This window comes from Steroidobacter cummioxidans, assembly GCF_003104955.1.
Genome location: NZ_LSRW01000044.1, coordinates 1 through 23,737, shown reverse-complemented (window position 1 = coordinate 23,737; position 23,737 = coordinate 1). Strand labels below are relative to the sequence as shown.

Genomic DNA, 23,737 nt, shown 5'->3' with positions numbered 1-23,737 from the left:
GCGACGGGTTGACCCCGTCGTCTTTGCACGCTTGGGCGGAGCTTACGGGATCCAGGATATTGTATCCAAGTTTTTTTGTTGCTAAGGTCCCGGCCCACGCGTCGCCCAACCGGCTGTGAGTCGGCCCGACGCGGACGAACCCGATCGCCTGCTTGGGAGGTTCCGCATGCATTCGTATAAAAGGCCGCCATCCGCGCGCGGTCGTCTGACTGGTCTGTGCGTTCTGTCGTTCTGCGCCGCCGCTCCCGCGATGGCCCAGGACAGCGCTGCAGTCAGCGTCGAAGAAGTGGTCGTCACAGCCCAACGTCGGGCCGAGACGCTGCAGAAGGTGCCGATTTCGATCACAGCCCTCTCGGGAGAGCAGGCTCAACAACTCAACCTCACCAAAGCCAGCGATTTGTCGGGGATTTCCCCTGGCGTGTTTGCCGTGGGCTCGCGCGGTGATGCGAACCCGGTATTTGCCATCCGCGGCATCGGCCTGAACGACACGTTCGCCAACAACAATCCGACGGTCGGCGTGTATCTGGATGACATCGTGCAGCCGTTCACCCCGCTGCTCGGTTTCCCGGTGTTCGACCTCGAGCGCATCGAAGTGCTCAAAGGTCCGCAGGGCACGCTGTACGGCCGTAATACCACGGGCGGTGCGATCAACTTCATCAGCAAAGCCCCGAGTCAGCAGTTCGACGCTTACGCAACTGCCTCCTACGGGCGCTTCGGGCGTACTGATATCGAAGGTGCGATCGGTGGTGGTATTACCGACACCCTGGCTCTGCGCTTTGCAGGCAAGGTCACCGATCAGTCCGGCGGCTGGCAAACGAATGCGCTGACGGGCGAGAAGATCGGCGACAAAGATGTGAAAGCCGCGCGTCTGATGGCGCTGTGGACGCCGACTGACGATCTCGAAGTGTTGTTGAAGGCTTCGATCCTCGAGGATCGCTCCGATACACAGCTACGCGAGCACGTTGGTTACTACGCGCCGGGCGGTGGTCCTTGCTCGGGTTTCCTGCAGGGCATTCGCGACGAAGGCAACTGCGTCAACTCTCTGGGTTACTTCGATCCGACGCCGGATCGCCGCACGGTCGAAGCGAGCGAGGTGTACGGACACGTCGCCGACACGAGCTCGCGCGATGTGATGCTCAACGTCAAATACGACATGGGCATGGCGACGTTGACCTCGGTCACCGGCTACATCGATTTCAAGCGTTCCTCGGGAGATGATTCCGACGGCTCGGCCCTGGTGCTGCTCGATTCATTGTTCAACGACGACATCGAGGCGTTCAGTCAGGAGCTGCGTCTGGCCTCCAACGGCGACGGGCCGTTCTCGTGGATGGTCGGCGCCTATTATTCCTGGGACCAGCTCGGCTCGGACATCCATCAGGCGCTGGACGATCATTTCTTCCGGACGCGCGTCAGCATCGACGCCCTGCAGAAGACCACGTCGTATGCGTTGTTCAGTCAGGTGCAGTATCGCTTGACCGACCGTTTGCGTCTGACCGGTGGCGCTCGCTATACCGAAGAAAAGAAAACCTTCAAGTACGACGCGCTGGATACGAATCCGTTCGGCACCTCGGCGGGATTGCCCACGCCCGTGGCGGGCATCGACGATACGCTGCGTGAAGACGTGGTCACCGGCAAGATCGGTCTGGATTTCGATCTGACCGACGACGTGATGCTCTACACCAGCGTCAGCAAGGGCTTCAAGAGCGGCGGTTACAAGAGCGCGATCGCGTTCAACCCGGCCGAGCTCGACCCGTTCGTCGGCGAGAATCTGTACGCCTACGAGCTGGGCGCGAAGAGCAGCTGGCTCGGCGGCAAGCTGCAGCTCAACTCGGCGCTGTACTACTACGATTACCAGGACTTCCAGGCATTCGTGACCGAGATCCGCAGCGGCATCAACGTCATCGTGCTGAACAACGCCGGCGACGCTGAAGTCTACGGCTTGGAAGCGGATCTCACCGCGCGGCCCACCGACCGGCTGCTGGTGCGTCTGTCGGCGAACGCCATGAAGACGGAGATCACCAAGATCAATCCGCAGGTGCAGGCCGACTATCAAGGCAATCGTCTCGCCAACGCGCCGGAAATAACCGGCAGCGCGATCGTGCGTTACGACCTGCCGACGGAGAACATGGGATTCGGCAGCTATGTGATGGTCGACGGTTCGTTCCGGGGCAAGACGTATTACTCCGTGAACAATCGTGGCCAGAGCTCGCAGGATTCGTATGCCTTGCTCAACGCGCGTGTTGGCTTCACGAGCCCGGACGAGCGCTGGGAGTTCGCGTTGTGGGGACGCAATCTCACGGATAAGTTGTATGTGTCGACCTCATACGACAACTACGGCGGTATCTTCCCGTCGCAGAACTTCCTGGGTGATCCGCGCACCTACGGCGTCAGCGCCACGTTCAGATATTAATTAATAAAGACACGCATCGAGGCACAGAAAGAGCAGCTTGCGCTGGAACAGGCGCGAGCTGCTCGATCGAGGACGAATGTCACTCAAGAGGAATATTCTCTGGCGCGAGACGGCCGAGATCGCGCCCACCTTTCCCATCCTCAGCGGAGATGTGAAAGCGGATGTCGCGGTCATCGGCTGCGGCATCATGGGGGCGGTCACTGCCCTGACACTAGCGTCGCGCGGCGTATCGGTCATCGTCATCGAAGGTCAACGGGTCGCTGAGGGCGCTTCATCGCGCCCCGGCGGATTCGTGGTGCCGACGTTTACGTTTGGCGGCCCGAGTGACGTGATCAAAGCGCTTGGCGATACCGGCGCGCGGCTGGTCCAGATGACCGGCTCGGCGGCGAATCGCGTTTTCGATTTGATCCGAGAGCAGGACATCTCATGCGATGCCAAGCAATCGGGTTGGTATCAGCCGGCGCACGGTCCCGATTCGTGGCGTCGTGTGCAGCAGGTGGCGCGCGACTGGGAACGAGCGGGATTTCCAGTGGAAGTGCTCGACGGCGAACAAACATACCGCCGCAGCGGCGTTCCTGGTTATGTGGGCAGTTGGATGGTCCGCCAGGGCGGCACGCTGCAGCCGGTGGACTACACGGTGGGCCTGGCCCGGTCGGCCGAGCGCCTGGGCGCGCAGATTTTTGAAGGCTCTGCGGTGCGCTCGATCGAGCGACACAACGGCAAGCTCGTGGTCGCCTCGAAGCAGGGGCGAGCGCTGGTGAATCAAGCCATCCTTTGCACAAACGGACGGTCCAGCGGCCCGTATGCCGATCTGGAACGATCTATCATTCCGATGAAGATCTGGCAGTGTGCGACCGCGCCCATTCCAGAGGCGCAGCGTGCTCATCTGTTCAAGCATGGCGAATGTCTGTCGGATACGCGTTCGAATCTGTTCACGTATCGATTCGATCGCGACTGGCGATTGATCACCGGTACCGTCGATGCCTGGGGCATGACGGCGGAAATCGCGGCAGGATTGATGGCGCGACGACTGCGCAAGCATTTGTCTCTGCCCCAGGTGCCGGCGATCGAGTTTGTCTGGTCCGGTGTCGCCTCGGTGACTCGCTCGCGCTTACCGCAGCTTTCGGTATTCGACGATGGTGTCATCGCGCCGGTGGCTTGCAACGGGCGAGGAATCGCGATGTCGACGGCGCTGGGCGAGGCGATCGCGCAATACGTGACTAGCGAGCGCACGAGCGATCTGCCGCTGCCTATCACCCGCCCTGAAGGCGCGAGTTCGGCGCTGGTACAGAAACTGTTTGCGCCGCTGTATCCGTATTATGGAGTAATCAGGGATTGGGCCGCTGGCCGCCCCTGACCCGAGAAGAAGGTGACCGAAGTGGCAAGATACATTCGCATTCGTGAGGAACGCAGCGGGCTCGACGTTCGTGCGGAGTTGCTCGACGACAAGGCGCCGCGCGCCGCCGCGGCGCTGTGGGCGCTCGCAGGCGCCAGCGGTCGGCACTTTGCGCAGCATGCCATGTGGACCGGCCCCGAGATCTCGTGTCCTGTGCCGGGCGCAAAATTCCCCGATCCTCGCGTGCTCGAAGGCATGCCCTTGGAAAACGGCACGAGCTTTCCCGCCGCAGGAGAGATCGCGACCGTGCTCGCCGCGCGTGGGCAGTGGAAGGGCATGCCCGACACTGACGTGTTCGATGTGGGTTTGTTCTATGGCGATGGCGCGCGCCTGTTGATGCCCATGGGCTGGATCATGGGATCGGTTGCGGCACGCATCGTGCCCGAGGATTTCGCCAGGTATCAGGCGGGTTGCCAGGCCATTCGGCGCAACGGTGTGTGCGAGTTGGAATTCGTCCGTGAAGCGGAGGTGACGTCATGAGCTTTCTGGCGAAACGTATCACCCAGTCGCCGCCGAAGAGTTATGGCATGGCGGGTCGCGCTGCGGAGCTCGCGAGCGACGAGTACATTCATCTGGAACTCGGCCGTCCCTGTCACGATACGCCTGCGCTCATCAAGGACGCTACGATCAAGGCGTTGCTCTCAGGCAAAGTGCACTACAGCGATTTTCGCGGACAACCGGAGCTGCGCAACGCGCTCGCGAAAAAGCTGCAGACGTTCAACGGCATTCAGAGCAGCGCCGAGCAGGTCCTCGTCACCAACGGACTGACGCAGGCGTCGTACGCCGCGTTCATGGCGACCATCGATCCGGGCGATGAAGTCATTCTGCTCGAGCCGTTCTATCCGCAGCATGTGGGTAAGGTCGCGCTCGCAGGTGGCACGCCCGTGGTCGCGCCGCTGGATGCGAAGAACAATTTTTCCATCAATGCAGCGCTGATCGAGCCGCACATCACCGATCGCACCAAGGCGATCGTGCTGGTCAATCCCTGCAATCCGACCGGACGCGTCTATACCCGCGCCGAGCTCGAAAGTCTGGCGCAGCTGTGTGTGCGTCACGATCTGCTGGTCATCTCGGACGAGGTGTATGAGCAAATCACATTCGATCAGCACCAGCACGTGAGCATTGCGTCGTTGCCCGGCATGACCGAGCGCACCATCTCGATGTTTGCGTTCACCAAGGCTTATGCGATGGATGGCTGGCGGCTCGGCTATGTCACGGCTTCACAGGAGCTGATCAATGCCATGCTGAAGATCACGACCAGCGAAGTGACGCACGTCAACAGCTTCATTCAGTACGGCGCGTTGGCGGGCATCGTGGACGGCGCCGCCGCGGTGAAAAACATGGTCGATGACGATCGCTACAAGCGCGATTTCGTCGTGAGCGCGCTCAAGCGCATGCGCGGAGTTCGCTGTGAGCTGTCCGAAGGCAGCATCTACGCGTTCCCAGACATATCGGCCACCGGTTGGTCTTCGCAGCAGCTCGCGGACGCGCTGCTCGATCAGTGCAAGGTGATCGTCGAGGCTGGCAGCTTTTATGGTCCGGCGGGCGAGGGGCATTTGCGAGTCTGCTTCGGGTCGCAGTCGCTGACGCGGCTGGAGACGGCGATGCAGCGCATGCATGCATTCTTCGAACGCCTCGAGTTTCGTGACAAGGCAGCGTGATGACCCACAATCTCTCTTCGACCGCGGCAGCCGAAATCGAGCGCGAATGCTCTCGTCTGGTGCTGCTCTTTACCGAGCTGGTGGACTCCGGACGCTATGAGCAGCTGAAAGACGTGTTCGCGCCCGATGGTTTGTTCTATCGCCCCGCGGAGCCAGAGCGCGCGATGACGGTGGATGACGTTATCGCCTCGTATCGCATGCGACTGAGCCCACACGTGGCCATGCACATGGTCACGAACGTGTTCATCACGCCGCAGAGCGATTCGGAAGCGTCCGGTTCCGCCCGGATTCTGTTCTTCGCGGCGCCGACCGATGCAGAGAATGAATTGGGTCGCGGGCGCAAGGCCACGATGCATCTCGTCGGCCGCTTCTCCGACCGCTTCGTCCGCACGCCGCAAGGCTGGCGCTTTGCGGAGCGACGCGGGGAGATGCTGTTCAACGTTTGACGCGCGGCACTCAGCCCTCGAGGTTCTTGTGCAGCCGATTCAACAAATCCAACAGATGTGAGAAATCGTCCGCCGAGAAGCCGCCAATGAGGCGTTGATAGATCGGCGCGGTGATCTTGCGGGCTGCAGCCAGCTTGGCTCGGCCCGCGGCGGTCAGCGTCAGCTCGGTGATGCGGCCGTCGGATTCGCTCGGGGCCGTCTTGATCAGATTGGCCTTCTCCATCCGCTCCACGATGCGCATCATCGTAGAGATATTGATGACCGCGAGTTTGGCCACCTGGCCGATCGGCTGCGGGCACTGCTCACCCAGAATCATCAGCACGCGCCAGGTCGGAATGTCGATCTTTATGCGACGCAGCTCCGTCTCGATGACCACGTTGTAGCGGCTGACCAGGCGGTTCAGCTGGTAAAACGGGTACCGATCGACGTGGAACGACTCCGAGCCGGGGTCGCCCTGGGGACGAAGGTCTTTTGCCATGGCCTGTTCTCGAAAGGATCCCAGTTACTTGCATTTGCAAGTTTCCCGGCGCATATTGCCACAAGCCCAATGATAGAGGGGGATGGCTATGTCGAGCACGCAGCGATTGATGAATTTCGCAGCAGATGTCGCCAGTGGCGCCATCAAGGTCGTCGACCTGACGCAAACATTGTCCGAGGACACGCCGGTCCTGGTCCTGCCGCCCCAGTTCGGGCAGTGTGCAGCGTTCTCTCGCGAGGTGATCTCGCGTTATGACGAGCGGGGCGTCGCCTGGTACTGGAGCAACTTCACCGTCAGTGAGCACACGGGCACCCATTTCGATGCGCCGGTGCACTGGGTGAGCGGCGCCAACCTGGCCGACAACTCCGTCGACAAAGTCCCGGTGCGGGACTTCGTGGCACCTGCCGTGGTCCTGGACTTCTCCAAGGAAGCTGCGGCCAATCCCGACTTCCTGCTCGAGGTAGAGCACATTCAGGCGTGGGAAGCCAAGCACGGCAAGATTCCGCCACGTCATTGGGTTCTGTTCCGTACCGACTGGTCGAAGCGAAGCACGGAGGAATATACGAATCGTCGCGAAGACGGCGCGCATACGCCGGGTCCGTCCGGCGACGCAGTTCGTTATCTCATCGAGCAGCGCGATGCGCTCGGCTTTGGTGTCGAGACCATCGGTACCGATGCCGGGCAGGCGCATCTGCTCAATCCTCCTTATCCTGCACACACACTGTTTCATGGCGCAGGACGCTATGGCCTGCAGTGTCTGGAGAATCTCGACCAGCTGCCGCCGGTCGGTGCACTGATCGTGGCTGCGCCTCTGAAGATTCGCGACGGTTCGGGCAGCCCGCTGCGCGTGCTGGCGCTGGTGGCCGGAAGCTAAGATGGCGGAGCGCTCCTTCAAGGCAGAGGTGAAGAAGCTCGAGGCCGGCTCGGGCGAAACATTCACCGGCGAAGGCATCCTTGCAGTGACCAAAGCGTTGCTGCAATCGGGTGTCGCGTACGTGGGCGGATATCAAGGTTCGCCCATCAGCCATCTCATGGACGTCTTCGCGGACGCCAATGAGTTGCTGACCAGTCTTGGCGTGCATTTCGAAGCGAGCGCGAATGAGGCAACCGCCGCCGCGATGATGGCGGCGTCGGTGAACTATCCGTTGCGAGGTGCCGTTGCTTGGAAGTCGGTGGTCGGCACCAACGTCGCCAGCGATGCGCTCTCCAATCTTGCGTCTGGCGGAGTCACCGGCGGTGCATTGATCATCGTCGGTGAAGACTACGGCGAAGGCTCCTCGATCATGCAGGAGCGCACGCACGCCTTCGCGATGAAATCGCAGATGTGGTTGCTCGATCCGCGTCCGAATCTGACGAGCATCGTCGGTGCCGTCGAGAAGGGATTTCAGCTGTCGGAGGCGTCCAACACGCCGGTGATGCTGGAGCTGCGCGTCCGCTCCTGCCACATGACGGGCAGCTTCGTAGCAAAGGACAACGTACGTCCGCCGATGACCGTCGGCGACGCCGCTGCGTCCGCAGTGCGTGATACCAGCCGCATCGTGTTGCCGCCGGCAAACTTTCTGCACGAAGTGGAGAAGGTCGAGAAGCGCTGGCCGGCCGGTGTCGCCTTCGTTCGCGACCAGAAGCTCAACGAGTGGTTCGGTCCGAGCGACAACGAGATCGGCATCATCGTGCAGGGTGGCCTGTACAACAATCTGAATCGCGCGATGGAATTGCTGGGACTGTCCGACGCGTTCGGCGACGCGCAGCTGCCCATCTACTGTTTGAACGTTACTTATCCGCTGATTCCGGAAGAGGTCAGTGAGTTCTGCCAGGGTAAGCGTGCGGTGCTCATCATCGAGGAAGGTCAGCCGGAGTTCATCGAGCACGAACTGAATACGTTGGTGCGCCGGGCCGATCTGCAGACGCGCATCGTCGGCAAGGAAATGTTGCCGCGAAGCGGTGAATACACGGCACAGGTAATTATCGACGGGCTCAGGAAGTTTCTGGGCCAGTGGGCTGCGAACATCGAGTTGCCGCAGGCAGTGACTTCTCAGCTGCCGGCTGCTGTTGCCAGTCAGATTCCTGGCCGGCCCGCGGGCTTCTGCACCGGGTGTCCCGAGCGCCCGATCTTTACTTCGATGAAACTGTTGGAGCGCGAGATCGGCGCGACGCACGTGTCCGCAGATATCGGTTGCCATCTCTTTTCCATCCTGCCGCCCTTCAACATCGGCAACACGACCATGGGCTATGGCCTGGGAACGGCGGGCGCGTCGGCCTTCAAGCCGAAAGATAAACGTGCCATCGCGGTCATGGGCGATGGTGGGTTCTGGCACAACGGTCTCACCTCGGGCATCGGCAACGCCGTCTTCAACAAGGACGATACTGTCACCGTCATCATCGACAACGGTTACTCGGCGGCGACTGGCGGACAGGACATTCTTTCCTCGCGCGCCGACAACAAAGTGCGTACGACGCGTCATCCCATCGAAAATGCGGTGCGCGGCATCGGCGCGAAGTGGGTGAAGACGATCAATCGCACCTACGATCTGAAGCAGATGACATCGGCATTGCGTGAAGCAATGACGTCACCAGAGAAAGGGCCCAAAATCATCGTGGCCCAGTCGGAGTGCATGCTCAACCGGCAGCGCCGCGAAAAGCCGCTGGTGAAAAAGGCGATCGCAGATGGCAAGCGCGTCGTGCGCGAGCGCTTCGGTGTCGATAGCGACACATGCACGGGCGATCACAGTTGCATCCGGCTGTCGGGCTGTCCCTCGTTGTCCATCAAACCCAATCCTGATCCGTTGCGGCAGGATCCGGTCGCTCATGTGGAGAACAGCTGTGTCGGTTGCGGACTGTGCGGCGAAGTCGCGCATGCCGCCGTGCTGTGTCCGAGCTTCTATCGAGCCCAAGTCGTTTCGAATCCGACCCGCTGGGAGCGTATTCGCAAGCGCATCGCGCTGGCGATGATTGGCTTCCTGCAGCGTCGTGATGAGCGGTCGCGCGCTGCGCAGGCGTTCTGATGAATACCCACGATCCCAAGCGCAATCGCATCTGTATCGCCATTCTTGCCATGGGCGGGCAGGGTGGCGGCGTGCTCGCCGACTGGATTCAAGAGGTCGCGCTTCACAATGGCTGGCTGGCGCAGGGCACGTCCGTTCCTGGCGTCGCTCAGCGCACCGGCTCGACTGTTTATTACATCGAGCTGGCGCGCTCGGTGGATGGACGTCAACCGATCATGGCGCAGATGCCCGTGCCCGGTGACGTGGACGTGGTCATCGCGTCCGAGCTGATGGAAGCAGGCCGCGCGCTGCTGCGGAATTTTGTGAGCGCGGATCGCACGACGTTGATTACCTCGACGCATCGTGTTTACGCCATTGCTGAGAAGGCCGCGATGGGTGATGGTCGCGGCAGCAGCGAGCGGATCATCGAGGCGGCGGGCCAGCGCTCGAAACGATTCATCGGATTCGATATGGACGCGGCGACTGAACGTTCCGCCAGCGTCATCAGTGCCGTCATGTTCGGTGCGCTGGCTGGCAGCGAGGTGTTGCCTTTCACGCGCGAGGCATTCGAGCAGGCCATCAAAGACAGTGGCATTGCGGTGAAGAGCAATCTCGCCGGGTTCGATCAGGGCTTTCGCGCGGCCAGCGGCGCCATCGCGTTGCCTGCCGAGCCAGGTCACGCGTTGCCGCAGCCAACGACGCCGATGGGGCAGCAGTTGCACGCGCGTCTGATCAGTCGATTGCCGCCGCCGGCGCATGCGAATGCTCTGCATGGCGTGCAGCGATTGATGGATTATCAGGATGGCGCCTACGCCGAGCTCTATCTCGATCGCTTGGAGAAGATTGCCGCTCTGGATCGCGCGCCGTTCGAGGTGTCCGCTGAGGCGGCTCGTCATCTCGCGCTGTGGATGAGCTACGAAGACACGATCCGTGTCGCCGATCTCAAGACGCGCGCCAGTCGCATGCAGCGTGTTCGCACCGAAGTACGAGCGGGCGACGAGCAGCACTTGAGCGTCACGGAGTTCATGCATCCGCGCCTGCAGGAAATATGCGAAACGTTGCCGGCGGGCTTGGGTCACGCCGTGCTGAGTTCGAAGCGCCTGTCGTCCACTCTCGATCGATTCTTTCAGAAAGGCCGCCATGTCGAGACCACCAGTCTTCGGTGGTTCCTGGTCCTGCGAGCTCTGGCGAAGTACCGTCGCTTTCGGCGCAGCTCGCTGCGCTATCGTGAAGAGCAGGCACGCATCGAGCGTTGGCTCGCCGACGTGCAAGGCGCGGCCGGCAGCGATCTCGGCCTGGCGTTGGAGTGGGTGCGTTGCCAGCGACTCATCAAGGGTTACGGTGACACGTTCGAGCGCGGTCTGCGCAACTTCGAGGCCATCCGTGCCGCCTTTTTCGCGCTGCCGCCGGAGCAGCGCACTGCCCAATGGTTGGCGCAGGCTCGCGCCAAAGCGCTGGCGGACGAGAAGGGTGAGGGCCTGAAGTCCCACCTTTCGCTCGCCTCTTAATCAGCAACGCGCGCCTCGCGACGTTCGTTCGCTGAAACATTTTAGGCTTGAAGTTTATGGGTCGAGGTCGCATGCTAGTTACGATCGTGAGGATCGCGCCGTGACTCGAGCGATCTCGCTGCAGAGGTAGAACAAGTCCATGCGAATCGTATGCATCGGTGGTGGCCCGGCGGGGCTGTACTTCGCGCTCCTGATGAAGCGCAAGCACCCTGCCCACCAGGTTACGGTGGTCGAGCGTAACCGCCCCTTCGACACGTTCGGCTGGGGCGTGGTGTTCTCGGACGCCACGATGCAAGCGATGCGCAAGTGGGATCCGCCGACCGCGGCTGCCATCGAGGATGCTTTCAATCACTGGGACGACATCGAGCTCGTCTTCAAGGGTCAGAAGCTGCGCACCAGCGGTCACGGCTTCGTCGGCATCGGGCGCAGGAAGATGCTCAACATCCTGCAGGAGCGCTGCGTGGAAGTGGGCGTCGAGCTGGTGTTCGAGCGCGATGTCCAGGGCGACGAAGAGTTCCCCGACGCCGATCTCATCATCGCCGCCGACGGGGTGAACTCGCGGATCAGGAACAAGTACGCGGCCACCTTCCAGCCCGATCTGCAGGTTCGGCCGAATCGCTATGTCTGGCTCGGCACCGATAAAACATTCGACGCCTTCACGTTCGATTTCCAGCGCACCGAGCATGGCTGGTTCCAGGCGCACATCTACCGCTTCGACGATAAGACCTCGACCTTCATTGTCGAAACCACCGAGGAAACGTTCAAGGCGCACGGGCTGGACGAAGCGGATCAGGATCAGTCGATCGCCTTCTGCGAGAAGATCTTCGCGGAGACGCTCGGCGGTCATCGGCTGATGACCAACGCGCGGCACCTGCGCGGTTCGTCGTGGTTGAACTTCAACCGGCTGGTGTGCGAGCGCTGGAGTCATTACAACGGCAAGAGTCATGTCGTGCTCATGGGCGACAGTGCGCATACCGCGCATTTCGCAATCGGCTCGGGCACCAAGCTCGCCATCGACGATGCGATCGAGCTGACCAATCAGTTCGACATTGCCGGTCACGATGCGGACAAGATCCCGGCTGTGCTCGAAGCCTACGAGCAGATTCGCCGAGTCGACGTGGCGCGCATCCAGAACGCCGCGCGCAACGCGATGGAGTGGTTCGAGGTGGTCGGCCATCGCTATGCCGATCAGCTGGAGCCCGAGCAGTTCATGTACTCCATGCTGACTCGGTCGCAACGAATCAGCCACGAGAATCTGCGACTGCGAGATAAGGTGTGGCTGGGGAACTTTGAGCGCTGGTTTGCTGCGCGCGCCGGCGTCGAGGTCGAGGCGGGCGGCGTCGTTCCGCCGCCGATGTTTACTCCGTACAAGGTGCGCGGGATGACGCTGCACAATCGCATCGTCGTGTCACCGATGGCGATGTATTCGGCCGAAGATGGCATGCCCAATGACTTCCATCTGGTTCATTTGGGCTCGCGTGCGATGGGCGGTGCGGCGCTGGTGTTCCCGGAGATGACCTGTACGTCGCCCGATGCTCGCATCACTCCGGGCTGTCTCGGCTTGTGGAATGACGAGCAAGCGGCGGCGTTTCGACGCATCGTCGACTACGTGCATGGGGAAACGCCCGCCAAGATCGGCGTGCAGCTCGGTCACGCGGGCCGCAAAGGCGCTACGAAGCTGGCTTGGGAAGGTATCGATCAGCCGGTAGAGAAGGGCGGATGGCCGCTGCTCTCCGCTTCGGCTCTGCCGTATTTGAGTCACTCGGTCGTGCCGCGTGCCATGACGCGCGAGGACATGGACCAGGTGGTCGCTGATTTCGTCGCGGCCACTCGGCGCGCCGCCGACGCAGGCTTCGATATCCTGGAGCTGCATGCGGCCCACGGTTATCTCCTGTCCAGCTTCCTGTCGCCGTTGACGAACCAGCGAGACGACGAATACGGCGGCAGTCATGAGAATCGCGCCCGCTTTCCGCTCGAGGTTTTCCAGGCGGTGCGGGCAGCATGGCCCGAGGATCGGCCGATTTCCGTGCGCCTTTCGACTCACGATTGGTTCGATGGCGGCAATACGCCCGAAGACGCAGCGATCTTCGCGCGCATGTTCAAAGAGGCAGGCGCGGATCTGATCGATTGCTCCTCTGGACAAGTGGTCAAGGAAGAGAAGCCGGTCTATGGACGGCTGTTCCAGACTCCGTTCTCCGACAAGATTCGTAACGAGATCGGCGTGCCGACTATCGCCGTCGGGGCGATTTCGGAAGCGGATCATGCAAATTCCATCATCGCAGCCGGGCGTGCCGATCTGTGCGCGGTGGCCAGACCGCACCTGGCCGATCCGTTCTTCGTGATGCACGAGGCTGCTAAGATCGGCTACAACGCTCAGGCCTGGCCGAAGCAGTATCGTTCGGCCCGCGCGCAGTATGAAAACAATCTGGCGCGCGCTGCGGCCGATCTGGCAAACAACGTTCGACGCTGAAGAGTAAGAGGCACCAAATCTATGCGCGGCTCGAAGGCGCAATTCAATTGGCAAGATCCGTTCGACTTGAATGCACAGTTGAGCGAAGAGGAACGCATGGCGACAACGACTGCGCGCGAGTACGCGCAGGACAAGCTGTTGCCGCGAGTTCAGCAGGCGTTTCGGCATGAGCAGACGGATCCGAGCATCTTCCGCGAGATGGGCGAGCTCGGGCTGCTCGGTCCGACCATCCCCGAGGAATACGGCGGCGCCGGGCTCAACTATGTTTCCTATGGCCTGATCGCTCGCGAGATCGAGCGAATCGACTCGGGCTATCGCTCCATGATGAGCGTGCAGTCCTCGCTGGTCATCGTGCCGATCTACGAGTTCGGCAGCGAAGCGAACAAGCGCAAGTATCTGCCCGATCTGATTGCCGGCAAGACGATCGGCTGCTTCGGGCTGACCGAGCCCGACCATGGCTCGGATCCCGGCTCGATGATTACGCGCGCGCGCAAGGTCGATGGCGGTTATCGGCTCACCGGCTCCAAGACCTGGATCACCAACTCGCCGATCGCCGACGTGTTCGTGGTCTGGGCGAAGACCGAAGACGGCCTGATTCGCGGCTTCATTCTGGAGAAGGGCTGGAAGGGGCTGTCTGCTCCGGCCATTCACGGCAAAGTCGGTTTGCGTGCGTCGATCACTGGACAGATTGTGATGGACGACGTGCTGGTGCCCGAGGAGAACATGTTCACCACGGTCACGGGATTGAAAGGTCCGTTCACGTGCCTGAATTCGGCGCGTTACGGCATTGCGTGGGGCGCGCTGGGCGCGGCTGAGTCTTGCTACGAGACGGCGCGGCAGTATGTGCTGGATCGAAAACAGTTCGCCCGGCCGCTTGCGGCCAACCAGCTCATCCAGAAAAAGCTCGCGGACATGGCAGTCGAAATCAGCCTGGGTCTGCAGGGCTGCCTGCGGCTGGGACGGCTGAAAGACGAGGGCAATCCTCCGGTGGAGCTCACGTCATTCCTCAAGCGCAATTCCTGTGGCAAGGCGCTGGAGATTGCGCGCACCGCTCGCGACATGCTGGGTGGCAACGGAATCTCGGATGAGTTTCCGATCGCGCGACATCTGGTGAACCTGGAAGTCGTGAACACCTACGAAGGCACTCACGACGTGCACGCGCTGATCATCGGACGCGCCATCACTGGGATCGCAGCGTTCTCGAATTGATGTTTTAGAGCCGGGTCAGACCGGGTTCTCGTCGACCGAATGGCGCACAGTGGCGAGCAGCTTCATCAGCTGCTCCATCTGTGCGTCGGTGACGCCGGCGAACATTCGATCGACCCACTCTTCGTGCTTACGGGCCATGCGCTGGAACGCTTCGCGGCCTTTGCGGGTGAGCCGCACCGTGGCAATGCGCCGATCTTCGGATTCAGCGGTGCGGACCACCAGCAGCTCCTCAATCAGGCGGTTGACGATACCGGTGACATTGCCGTTCGACACCAGCAGGGCCGTGGACAGCTGGCTCATGGTGAGGCCGTCGGGCTCGCGCTCGAGCGCAGCGAGTACATCGAAGCGCGGCAGCGTGGTCTCGAATTCCTCTTCGAGCCGTGTCCGGACGCGCCGTTCGATGATCATCGAGCAGCTCAGTAAGCGTAACCACAGCCGCAGTGAGACCTTGCTGTGAGGAGCACCGCCGAGTTTCTCGGCGAAGGCGCGGGGCGCTGCAGTGGAAGTCGTCATGGATGCGTGCGGCCGCTTGGGCAGCTCTCCGGAAGGGGGCTTGAAGGGACCTGTTCGCACTCTAAAAGAGTTGTGCCGTAGCGGCAACGGCCGCGTGTCCAGGCAGGGATGGGCAGACGGTTGACACTTAAAATATATCACTCGTACTATGGCTGCGTCGGGACGCGGATAGGTGCCGTTTGAGCGCAAACGAACAATTGTTATCGGGTAGGCACGCGCTCGTCACAGGCGCGAGTCGGGGTATCGGTATTGCCATCGCACAGCGACTGCTGGCTGAAGGCGCACGCGTTACGCTGCTCGGGCGCCAGCTTGGCAGCCTTACCGCAACTGCCGCCAAATTGAGCCAGGACGCCTGTTACGCAGTGGCTGCCGATGTCGGCAACGCCGATCAGATGCGCGCCGCCATCCAGGATGCGGTCAACCATTTTGGAGCCGTCGATATCTTGGTAAACAACGCCGGGCAGGCCACCAGTGCCCCGTTGCACAAGATGGACGATGCACTGTGGAACACCATGCTGGCGGTGAATCTCACCGGCACGTACAACGGCATGCGCCTGGTGTTGCCCTCGATGCTGGACCGAAACTTCGGCCGCATCGTGAACGTAGCGAGCACCGCGGGATTGAAAGGTTATCCCTATGTCTCCGCATATAGCGCCGCCAAGCACGGCGTGATTGGTCTCACTCGTTCGGTGGCGCTCGAAGTCGCCAGCCGCAACATTACCGTCAATGCTGTCTGTCCCGGATACACCGATACAGACATCGTGCGCGAGACCATCAGTAACATTCAGGCCAAGACCGGCCGCTCGGAAGGCGAGGCGCTGGCGGTGCTGGTGGCCAACAATCCGCAGCGTCGCTTGATCCGGTGCGAGGAAGTGGCGAACGCGGTCGCGTGGCTTTGCCTGCCCGGCAGCGAAAGCGTCACCGGCCAGAGCATTGCGGTCGCCGGCGGCGAAGTCATGTAACAGTTCCGCGCCGGCATGGGTCGGCGCGATGGCGAGGGCGTATGTCGTTCACTCAACTCGATCTGTCCGGTTATCAGGCCAAGCATTTTCTGTGGCGGGTGGAGCAAGGCGTCGGTTATGTGACGCTGAACATTCCCGATCGCAAGAATCCGCTGACTTTCGATTCCTACGCCGAGCTGCGCGATCTGTTTCGCAATCTGGTCTATGACCGGAACATTCGCGTCGTCGTCATCGACGGTGCGGGCGACAATTTCTGTTCTGGCGGCGACGTGCACGACATCATCGGGCCGTTGACCCGCATGACCATGCCCGAGCTGCTGACGTTTACGCGCATGACGGGCGACCTGGTCAAGGCCATTCGCAGCTGTCCGCAAGTCGTGATTTCAGCGGTGGACGGCATCTGCGCGGGCGCCGGTGCCATCATCGCGATGGTGTCGGACATGCGCCTCGGCACACCTCGCGCGAAGACCGCATTTCTGTTCACACGCGTCGGCCTCGCCGGTTGTGACATGGGCGCGTGCGCCATCCTGCCGCGATTGATCGGGCAGGGTCGTGCGGCGGAGCTGATGTTCACCGGGCGCGCGATGACGGCGGAAGAGGGCGAGCGCTGGGGATTCTTCAATCAGCTCGTGGCCGCCGAGCAGTTGCTCCCGGAAGCGACGCGCCTCGCGCGCAGTCTCGCAACCGGCCCGATGTTCGCGCACAGCATGACCAAGAACATGCTCAACCAGGAATGGAATATGAGCATCGAGCAGGCGTTGGAGGCTGAAGCGCAGGCCCAGGCCATCTGCATGCAGACCGAAGATTTCCGCCGCGCATTCGAGGCCTTTGCGGCCAAGCGCAAACCGGAGTTCATCGGCAAATGAGCACCCGATTCGATCTGAGCGAGCGGCTCAGCTGGCCGTTCTTCGGCCCCGAGCACCAGACGCTGGCCGATCTGGTGGCCCCGTGGAGCGCCGAGCATCTAGCCGATGCGCATGGTGAATCGCGCGCGGAAGTCGATGCGCAGGCTCGCAAGCTCGTCAGCGGGCTCGGTAAAGCCGGTATCACGCGATACTGTGTTCGTGCCGATCAGGGCGGCGCACTGCAGGAATTCGATTCCCGTGCGATTTGTTTGATCCGGGAAACGCTGGCTTATCACGACGGCCTGGCCGACTTTGCGTTCGCCATGCAAGGACTGGGCAGCGGCTCATTGTCCATCGCGGGCGATGCGAGCCTGCAGCGGCAGTATCTGCCGAAAGTCGCCGCCGGCGAGGCCATCTCGGCGTTCGCGCTGTCCGAGCCCGACGCAGGTTCGGACGTTGCAGCCATGCAGACGTCGGCACGCCTCGATGGCGACCACTATGTGCTGAACGGCACCAAGACGTGGATCTCCAATGGCGGCATCGCGGATATCTATTGTGTATTCGCTCGGACCACGCCGGGCCAGAAGCGCGCCGATGGCACCGTAGGCTCACAAGGCATCAGTGCTTTTCTCGTCGAGCCCAACGATCCGGGTTTCAGTGTCGAGCAGCGCATCGATGTGATCGCACCACACCCGCTCGGCACGTTGCGATTCAACGAGTGCCGAATCCCGGCGGCGCGGCGCATTGGCGCCGAGGGCGAGGGATTCAAGATCGCCATGCGTACGCTGGATATCTTCCGCGCGTCCGTCGCAGCTGCTGCGTTGGGTTTCGCTCGACGCGCGCTGGATGAAGCAATTGCCTATTCGCGGCAGCGTCAGATGTTTGGCAAGACGCTGGCTGATTTTCAACTGACGCAAGCGGCAATTGCCGAAATGGCCACTGCGATCGATGCCGCTGCGTTGCTCACGTATCGCGCCGCCTGGCAACGAGACACAGGCCAGCCTGTAACCAAGAGTGCCGCGATGGCGAAGATGACCGCCACCGAAAGTGCCCAGACAGTAATCGATCGCGCCGTGCAGATGTTTGGCGGCCGAGGTGTCGTCCATGGCGCGGTCGTCGAGCGTTTGTACCGTGACATTCGTGCCTTGCGCATCTACGAAGGCGCGACCGAGGTACAGAAGCTGATCATTGCCCGAGAGGTTTTGAAATGACCATTCAAGTGCTGCAACCCGCCGGCTGGCCGCGTCCGAAGGGATATGCCAACGGTATCGCCGCGGAGGGCCGCCAGATCTTCGTGGCGGGCCAGATCGGCTGGGATGAGCAGCAGAAGTTTGCAGTCGGACTGGCCGCGCAAGTCCGTCAAACGTTGCAGAACATCGTCGCTGTGCTGGCCGAAGCCGGTGCCGGGCCCGAGCACATTGTGCGTCTCACCTGGTATGTGACCAGCCGCGACGAGTACTACGCCGAGCTGGCACAGATCGGCCAGGCTTATCGCGAAGTGCTGGGTCGCAACTTCCCCGTGATGGCCGTCGTGCAGGTCGTCGCGTTGATGGAAGCGCAGGCCAAAGTAGAAATCGAAGCGACCGCGGTCATTCCCAGCGCTCGCTGAGCCAGCGGAGCAGCAATGTCGATGTGGAGGCCGGCGGAGCGAATTCGCTACCAGCCCATCTCGGGTCCGTGGCCCACGGCTGAGCGGGCGGCGAGCTCGCGATTGTTTAGTCCCGCGCAGCTCGGGCCGCTCGCTTTGGAACAACGCACGTGGGTGCCTGCGATGGTGCCCTGGCGCGCAAGCGACGATGGCTTCGTCACTCCGAATGTGCTCGCGTGGTACGAACGGTTCGCTCGTGGGTGTCCTGGCGCCATCGTCATCGAGGCCACTGGCATTCGCGATGTGCCGAGCGGGCCGCTGCTGCGCATCGGCGACGATCGGTTCATTCCTGGGATTCGCGAGCTTGCCGAGGTCGTCAAGCGCGCCAGCGGCGGCCGCACACGGCTGCTGATTCAGCTGATCGATTTTCTCGCCATGCGTCGTCGTCCAGAGCGCGCCAAATATTTGGAGCGGCTGCTGCGCATCACCGACGAGCATCGCGAAAGGCTGGGCATGCCGGGGGCATCCGAAGCGGCAGCGCGAGAACGATTGGCCCAGCTGGATGACGAATCGTTGCGCAATGTGCTCACGCCTCGCGAGCTCGAATCGCTCGAGCGAGGCTATCGAGAGCGCGTGACCGACGTTGAGCTGGAGCACATCGCGAAGCTGCCGCAAACGTTGCCCAAGCTGTTCGCTGACGCGGCGGTTCGCGCCGAAGCGGCAGGGCTGGATGGCGTCGAGCTTCACTATGCTCACGCCTATACGATGGCATCGTTTCTCTCGGCGACGAACACTCGAACCGATGGATATGGCGGCTCGCGCGAGGCGCGGGTGCGTTTGCCTCTGGAAGTCTTCTCCACCGTGCGTGCGGCTGTCGGCAAGAACTTCGCCGTCGGCTGTCGATTTCTCGCCGAAGAATGCATCGAGGGCGGCAGCAGCGTCGAGGACGCAATGTGGTATGCGGCGCAGTTTGCGGGCGCGGGGATGGATTTCGTCTCTGTATCTCGCGGCGGAAAATTCGACGACGCGAAGCAGCCCAAGGTCGGCCAGGCTGCATATCCGTATACGGGCAAGAGCGGCTACGAGTGCATGCCGTCGTACTACTCCGACGCGACTGGGCCGTTCGGACGCAATCTGCCGCCGTCAAAGCTCATTCGCGGCGCGTTGCGAGCGGCCGGACATTCGACGCCGCTGGTCACCGCCGGTGGCATTCACAATTTCGATCAGGCCGAAGCCGTGCTCGCCACGGATCAAGCCGATGTCGTCGGCTTTGCGCGCCAGGCCTTGGCCGATCCCGATTGGTTCATCAAGGTACTGAGCGGGCGGGGCGCCGAGGTGCGCCTGTGCATGTACACCAACTACTGCGAAGCGCTGGACCAGCGACATCGCGAAGTGACCTGCGAGTTGTGGGATCGCGAGGATCTCGATCGACCCGGCGTCGTTCGTTCGGTGGACGGCAAGCGTCGGCTGCTCGCCCCGGATTGGTCGTAGTCCAGCCAGCACAGCGCGGACTCATGCATTCATGAGTTCGCGCACGCGTGCGGCCAGAGTACCGACTGCGAACGGCTTGGTCAGCATGTGCATGCCGGGTTCGAGATGGCCGTTGCCGATGACGGAGTTCTCGGCATAACCGGTGATGAAGATCACTTTCAATCCCGGGCGCTGCTGTCGTGCTGCCTCGGCCATCTGGCGACCGTTCATCCCACCCGGCAGCCCCACATCGCTGACGAGCAGATCGATGCGCACGTCCGACTGCAACACTCTGAGGCCGGCGCCGCTGTCGGCGGCTTCGATGACGGTATAGCCAAGCTCCTCCAGCACATCTGTGATCAGCATGCGCACCGTCGGCTCATCGTCGACGACGAGCACTGTCTCACCAACCTCGGCTTGCGGCGTTGGCAGTTTGATGCGTTCGACAGCGTCGTCGGTCGCGTCGCCGTAATGGCGCGGTAGGTAGATGCAAACGGTCGTGCCGCGCTCCAGCTCCGAATAGATCCGCACCTGACCGCCGGACTGCTGGGCGAAGCCGTAAATCATCGACAGGCCGAGCCCGGTGCCTTGGCCCAACGGCTTGGTGGTGAAGAACGGGTCGAAGGCTCTGGCCATGACCTCCGGCGCCATGCCGACGCCGGTGTCGGTGACGCATAAAGAAAGGTATTGCCCCTCGGGCACCTGATGCGTTCGAGCAGCGTCGTGATCGAACCAGCGGTTCGCAGTTTCGATAGTGATGCGGCCGCCGTTGGGCATCGCGTCGCGCGCGTTGAGACACAGATTCAAGAGTGCGTTTTCGAGCTGACTGACATCGACCAGGGCCGGCCACAAACCCGCCACACCGACCGTCTCGACGTGAATGCCGGGTCCCACCGTGCGCTGGATCAGCTCGGTCATCCCGTTCACCAGCGCGTTGACGTTGGTGGGGCGCGGGTCGAGTGTCTGGCGGCGAGAGAAGGCGAGTAGTCGATGCGTCAGAGCGGCGGCGCGCTTGGTCGCTCCCTGCGCAGCCACGATGTATCTTTCGGCATCGACGATGCGTCCCTGGCTCAAGCGAGTGGCGACCAGCTCCAGCGCACCCGCGATGCCTGCCAGCAGATTGTTGAAGTCATGCGCCAGGCCGCCGGTGAGCTGGCCAACCGCCTCCATCTTTTGTGACTGTCGAAGCTGCTCCTCCGCACGTAACAATTCCGCGGATCGCTCGGCGACGCGTTGTTCCAATGTCTCAGTGAGTGCACGCAGCTCGGCGGCGGCGCGATTGCGTTCTTCCTCCACAGCTCGCCGCTCTTCGACGTCGAGCACCACCCCTGGAAAGCTCAGCGGCGTGCCGTCGGTAGCGAGATGGACTCGTCCGTTCGCTTCGATCCAGTAGTACTGGCCGTTCGCCCGACGCACTCGATATTGATGAGCGTAGGGGCCGCCGCGTTTGATGGCCTCGTTGATGGCATTCGACAGTGCTTCGCGGTCATCGGGGTGAACAGTCGCGACGACCTGCTCCAGGCTCAGCCCGACGCGTCCGAGTGCGGGATCGAGACCGAAAGCGCGTGCGAATCCCTCATCGACCGAGAACCGGTCCTGCTGCAGGTCCCACAGCCAGGTGCCGATGATTGCACCTGCGGCCAGTGCCAGCTGCACGCGTTCGATATTTTCCCTGGCGATCGCTTCGCTTTCGCGCAAGGCGGCCTCGGCCTGCTTGCGCTGAGTGATGTCCCTGAAGAGCACCGAAACCTGGCGCGGACTGACGCCTTCGAAGCGGGCGGCGGAGACCTCGATATAACGGCCGGCAGCATCGAAATACCGTTCGAAACGCAGCGGACGTCCAGTGCGCAGCACCTCACCATACAGTGCAACCCATCCGTCCGCTTCATCGGGCGCAAACTCGCGGATCCGCTTGCCTACGACGTGGCGGATGCCCGTGTGCCTCTCGTATCCGCTGTTCGCTTCTACGTGCACATAGTCGCTCAACGGCCCCTGCGGTCCATCGATGAACTCGATGATGCAGAAGCCATCGTCGATGGCCTCGAAGAGGCCTCGATAGCGCTGCTCGCAGTCGGCGAGCGCGTAACGGGCCGAGCGCAGTTGTTCGTTTTCACCAGATGACGTCATGCGTCCTACGAAACGTGCTGCTGGCTTGCGATGTTGTCAGATGAGCGGCGGATCGGTCTGGCGTTCGAAGTGACGATGCTTACCGATGGCCGTGGCGAATGCCGAGATGGCCGCGTCGATCTGTTCGGCTTCGAAGCGCAGCAAGCCAGGGTCGGCGGCTCCGGACGGCAATGCTTCGGGGATCTGCGCTCGCTCGAGCAGCTCGCTGCCGTTGCCCAGGACCAGCATCGGTTTGCAATGACGATACTGATCTTTGATGAACTCCAGCGCGAGGCCGATTTGACCGAGCGTCTCGATAGCGGCGCTGCCGTCGGGAATGACGACGGCGTCGAACAGAACGGCAGGCGCTGCTTCCAGCGACACCTCGACCTCGATGGCCTCGTCCTCGGCGCCGGTTATAGTCCCCAGGCGGGGCCCGACGAATCGAGGTACGGCGCCGGCATCGCCCAGCTTCGTGTGCAAGGCGGTGAGCGAGGGCGCATCGACGCCATCGGCGACCAGAATGGCAATACGGCGGGTTTGCACGCTGCCGTCACCGGGCCGAGCAAACAACGACAGCGGCTTGGACATCTTTACTTCGGGCCGGGCGATCTTCGGCACGACCGTCGGCATCGCTTCAGGCACTTCGATGCCCAGGCCGGTAGCCACACCTTGCGCCAGCTCGGGCGCGACGTTGGCCAACATCGACACCACGCGTTCGCGAATCGATGGCGTTTGCACGCGAGTCAGCTCGAAGCGGAACGCGCGAATGATGTGTGATTTCTCGACCGGCGTCTGACTGTTCCAGAACAGGGTCGCCTGGGTGTAGTGCTCGGCAAACTTTTCCGGCTTGCCGCGAACCTTGTCGTCCTGCACCGGTTGAGGAAATGAGACGAAGCCACGGGCGCCCGCCTGGAAAGGGCAGCCGCCGGCGAGTGAGTTCGGCTCATAGGCCACTCGTCCGCGATGAATCGCCTGCCGATGCATGCCATCGCGCTGATTGTTGTGCAGCGGCGCAACGGGCGCATTGATCGGGATCTCGTGAAAATTCGGTCCGCCGAGACGTGTGATCTGCGTGTCCACATACGAGTGAATGCGTCCTGCCAGCAACGGGTCGTTGGAGAAATCGATGCCCGGCACCACGTGCGCGGTACAGAAGGCAACCTGCTCGGTCTCCGCGAAGAAGTTGTCGGGGTTGCGGTTCAGTACCAGCCGCCCGACCGGCATCACCGGCACCAGCTCTTCGGGGATGAGCTTGGTGGCGTCGAGCACGTCGAAACTGAACTTCTCGGCTTGTTTTTCCGTGAACAGCTGCACGCCCAGCTCATATTCGGGATAGGCGCCGGCTTCGATCGCTTCCCACAGATCGCGGCGATGAAAATCCGAATCGGCGCCGCTGATCTTGACGGCTTCGTCCCAATCGAGCGAATGCGTGCCGGCGAGCGGGTTCCAATGAAACTTGACGAAGGTCGACTGGCCGGCGGCGTTGACCAGGCGAAAGGTGTGTACGCCGAAGCCCTGCATCATCCGATAGCTGCGGGGGATCGCCCGATCGGACATGATCCACATTTGCATGTGCATCGACTCGGGCATGAGCGACACGAAGTCCCAGAACGTATCGTGCGCGCTGGCCGCCTGCGGCATGGCGTTGTGAGGCTCGGGCTTCACCNGTCTCTTATACACATCTCCGAGCC

At 62.0% G+C, this 23,737-nt stretch carries 19 protein-coding genes; 15 read left to right on the top strand and 4 right to left on the bottom strand.

Annotation, left to right across the window (positions count from 1 at the left end; genetic code table 11):
- Positions 1-166 precede the first annotated feature (166 nt).
- The 5 genes from D0550_RS20445 to D0550_RS20425 all read left to right on the top strand — a co-directional run bounded on the left by D0550_RS20445 (position 167) and on the right by D0550_RS20425 (position 5,913).
- On the top strand, positions 167-2,410 hold the full coding sequence (locus tag D0550_RS20445; RefSeq protein ID WP_116811045.1) for a TonB-dependent receptor: 2,244 nt from the start codon (positions 167-169) through the stop codon (positions 2,408-2,410).
- Positions 2,411-2,486: 76 nt separating this feature from the next.
- A complete protein-coding gene (locus tag D0550_RS20440; RefSeq protein ID WP_153067246.1) occupies positions 2,487-3,767 on the top strand; it encodes an NAD(P)/FAD-dependent oxidoreductase in 1,281 nt (426 codons plus the stop codon).
- 21 nt (positions 3,768-3,788) lie between these two features.
- Positions 3,789-4,286, top strand: a complete 498-nt coding sequence (locus tag D0550_RS20435; protein ID WP_161965948.1) for a DUF3830 family protein — start codon at positions 3,789-3,791, stop codon at positions 4,284-4,286.
- The gene (locus D0550_RS20430; RefSeq protein ID WP_116811042.1) at positions 4,283-5,467 is read left to right on the top strand and encodes a pyridoxal phosphate-dependent aminotransferase; all 1,185 of its coding nucleotides are present in this window, start codon (positions 4,283-4,285) and stop codon (positions 5,465-5,467) included. The genes D0550_RS20435 and D0550_RS20430 overlap by 4 nt, the downstream gene beginning before the upstream one ends.
- Positions 5,467-5,913 (top strand): nuclear transport factor 2 family protein, encoded by a 447-nt coding sequence (locus D0550_RS20425; RefSeq protein WP_116811041.1) that lies wholly within the window; start codon positions 5,467-5,469, stop codon positions 5,911-5,913. Before D0550_RS20430 ends, D0550_RS20425 begins: the two co-directional genes overlap by 1 nt.
- 10 nt (positions 5,914-5,923) lie before the next feature.
- Here D0550_RS20425 and D0550_RS20420 read toward each other — a convergent pair whose 3' ends face one another.
- Entirely contained in the window at positions 5,924-6,391 is a 468-nt protein-coding gene (locus D0550_RS20420; protein ID WP_116811040.1) for a MarR family winged helix-turn-helix transcriptional regulator, read from the bottom strand.
- Between the two features lie 109 nt (positions 6,392-6,500).
- On the opposite strand from D0550_RS20420, the gene D0550_RS20415 reads away from it, so the two are divergent.
- From D0550_RS20415 to D0550_RS20395, 5 genes are all read left to right on the top strand, one after another.
- Positions 6,501-7,265: a cyclase family protein gene (locus D0550_RS20415; protein WP_206606429.1), complete on the top strand. Its 765-nt coding sequence runs from the start codon at positions 6,501-6,503 to the stop codon at positions 7,263-7,265.
- A gap of 1 nt (position 7,266) precedes the next feature.
- Positions 7,267-9,393 (top strand): indolepyruvate ferredoxin oxidoreductase subunit alpha, encoded by a 2,127-nt coding sequence (locus D0550_RS20410; RefSeq protein WP_116811038.1) that lies wholly within the window; start codon positions 7,267-7,269, stop codon positions 9,391-9,393.
- Positions 9,393-10,880, top strand: a complete 1,488-nt coding sequence (locus D0550_RS20405; protein WP_116811037.1) for an indolepyruvate oxidoreductase subunit beta family protein — start codon at positions 9,393-9,395, stop codon at positions 10,878-10,880. The genes D0550_RS20410 and D0550_RS20405 overlap by 1 nt, the downstream gene beginning before the upstream one ends.
- 139 nt (positions 10,881-11,019) lie before the next feature.
- Positions 11,020-13,350, top strand: coding sequence for a bifunctional salicylyl-CoA 5-hydroxylase/oxidoreductase (locus D0550_RS20400; RefSeq protein ID WP_116811036.1), 2,331 nt, complete (start codon positions 11,020-11,022; stop codon positions 13,348-13,350).
- A gap of 21 nt (positions 13,351-13,371) precedes the next feature.
- Positions 13,372-14,559: an acyl-CoA dehydrogenase gene (locus tag D0550_RS20395; protein ID WP_116811035.1), complete on the top strand. Its 1,188-nt coding sequence runs from the start codon at positions 13,372-13,374 to the stop codon at positions 14,557-14,559.
- Positions 14,560-14,574: 15 nt separating this feature from the next.
- On the opposite strand, the gene D0550_RS20390 is transcribed toward D0550_RS20395, so the two are convergent.
- The gene (locus D0550_RS20390; RefSeq protein ID WP_116811034.1) at positions 14,575-15,072 is read right to left on the bottom strand and encodes a MarR family winged helix-turn-helix transcriptional regulator; all 498 of its coding nucleotides are present in this window, start codon (positions 15,070-15,072) and stop codon (positions 14,575-14,577) included.
- A gap of 179 nt (positions 15,073-15,251) precedes the next feature.
- On the opposite strand from D0550_RS20390, the gene D0550_RS20385 reads away from it, so the two are divergent.
- The 5 genes from D0550_RS20385 to D0550_RS20365 are packed head-to-tail and all read left to right on the top strand — an operon-like array spanning position 15,252 to position 19,958.
- A complete protein-coding gene (locus tag D0550_RS20385; protein WP_116811033.1) occupies positions 15,252-16,034 on the top strand; it encodes an SDR family NAD(P)-dependent oxidoreductase in 783 nt (260 codons plus the stop codon).
- A gap of 41 nt (positions 16,035-16,075) precedes the next feature.
- The gene (locus D0550_RS20380) at positions 16,076-16,900 is read left to right on the top strand and encodes an enoyl-CoA hydratase family protein (RefSeq protein WP_116811032.1); all 825 of its coding nucleotides are present in this window, start codon (positions 16,076-16,078) and stop codon (positions 16,898-16,900) included.
- Positions 16,897-18,090: an acyl-CoA dehydrogenase family protein gene (locus tag D0550_RS20375; RefSeq protein WP_116811031.1), complete on the top strand. Its 1,194-nt coding sequence runs from the start codon at positions 16,897-16,899 to the stop codon at positions 18,088-18,090. The genes D0550_RS20380 and D0550_RS20375 overlap by 4 nt, the downstream gene beginning before the upstream one ends.
- Positions 18,087-18,488, top strand: coding sequence for a RidA family protein (locus tag D0550_RS20370; protein ID WP_116811030.1), 402 nt, complete (start codon positions 18,087-18,089; stop codon positions 18,486-18,488). The genes D0550_RS20375 and D0550_RS20370 overlap by 4 nt, the downstream gene beginning before the upstream one ends.
- Positions 18,489-18,503: 15 nt before the next feature.
- Entirely contained in the window at positions 18,504-19,958 is a 1,455-nt protein-coding gene (locus D0550_RS20365; RefSeq protein ID WP_206606428.1) for an oxidoreductase, read from the top strand.
- A gap of 21 nt (positions 19,959-19,979) precedes the next feature.
- On the opposite strand, the gene D0550_RS20360 is transcribed toward D0550_RS20365, so the two are convergent.
- Together D0550_RS20360 and D0550_RS20355 are read right to left on the bottom strand one after the other, a co-directional pair.
- On the bottom strand, positions 19,980-22,064 hold the full coding sequence (locus D0550_RS20360) for an ATP-binding protein (RefSeq protein ID WP_116811029.1): 2,085 nt from the start codon (positions 22,062-22,064) through the stop codon (positions 19,980-19,982).
- Positions 22,065-22,100: 36 nt separating this feature from the next.
- The coding region (locus tag D0550_RS20355) for a catalase (protein ID WP_116811028.1) at positions 22,101-23,737 on the bottom strand (1,637 nt) is incomplete at its 5' end.

Bases quoted from the DNA above. Each gene is read 5' to 3' on its own strand.
- D0550_RS20390 (WP_116811034.1), bottom strand. From the start codon at position 15,072: ATGACGACTTCCACTGCAGCGCCCCGCGCCTTCGCCGAGAAACTCGGC.
- D0550_RS20440 (WP_153067246.1), top strand. From the start codon at position 2,487: ATGTCACTCAAGAGGAATATTCTCTGGCGCGAGACGGCCGAGATCGCG.
- D0550_RS20365 (WP_206606428.1), top strand. From the start codon at position 18,504: ATGTCGATGTGGAGGCCGGCGGAGCGAATTCGCTACCAGCCCATCTCG.
- D0550_RS20400 (WP_116811036.1), top strand. From the start codon at position 11,020: ATGCGAATCGTATGCATCGGTGGTGGCCCGGCGGGGCTGTACTTCGCG.
- D0550_RS20395 (WP_116811035.1), top strand. From the start codon at position 13,372: ATGCGCGGCTCGAAGGCGCAATTCAATTGGCAAGATCCGTTCGACTTG.
- D0550_RS20420 (WP_116811040.1), bottom strand. From the start codon at position 6,391: ATGGCAAAAGACCTTCGTCCCCAGGGCGACCCCGGCTCGGAGTCGTTC.
- D0550_RS20410 (WP_116811038.1), top strand. From the start codon at position 7,267: ATGGCGGAGCGCTCCTTCAAGGCAGAGGTGAAGAAGCTCGAGGCCGGC.
- D0550_RS20425 (WP_116811041.1), top strand. From the start codon at position 5,467: ATGACCCACAATCTCTCTTCGACCGCGGCAGCCGAAATCGAGCGCGAA.
- D0550_RS20430 (WP_116811042.1), top strand. From the start codon at position 4,283: ATGAGCTTTCTGGCGAAACGTATCACCCAGTCGCCGCCGAAGAGTTAT.
- D0550_RS20415 (WP_206606429.1), top strand. From the start codon at position 6,501: ATGAATTTCGCAGCAGATGTCGCCAGTGGCGCCATCAAGGTCGTCGAC.
- D0550_RS20375 (WP_116811031.1), top strand. From the start codon at position 16,897: ATGAGCACCCGATTCGATCTGAGCGAGCGGCTCAGCTGGCCGTTCTTC.
- D0550_RS20370 (WP_116811030.1), top strand. From the start codon at position 18,087: ATGACCATTCAAGTGCTGCAACCCGCCGGCTGGCCGCGTCCGAAGGGA.
- D0550_RS20360 (WP_116811029.1), bottom strand. From the start codon at position 22,064: ATGACGTCATCTGGTGAAAACGAACAACTGCGCTCGGCCCGTTACGCG.
- D0550_RS20405 (WP_116811037.1), top strand. From the start codon at position 9,393: ATGAATACCCACGATCCCAAGCGCAATCGCATCTGTATCGCCATTCTT.
- D0550_RS20445 (WP_116811045.1), top strand. From the start codon at position 167: ATGCATTCGTATAAAAGGCCGCCATCCGCGCGCGGTCGTCTGACTGGT.
- D0550_RS20380 (WP_116811032.1), top strand. From the start codon at position 16,076: ATGTCGTTCACTCAACTCGATCTGTCCGGTTATCAGGCCAAGCATTTT.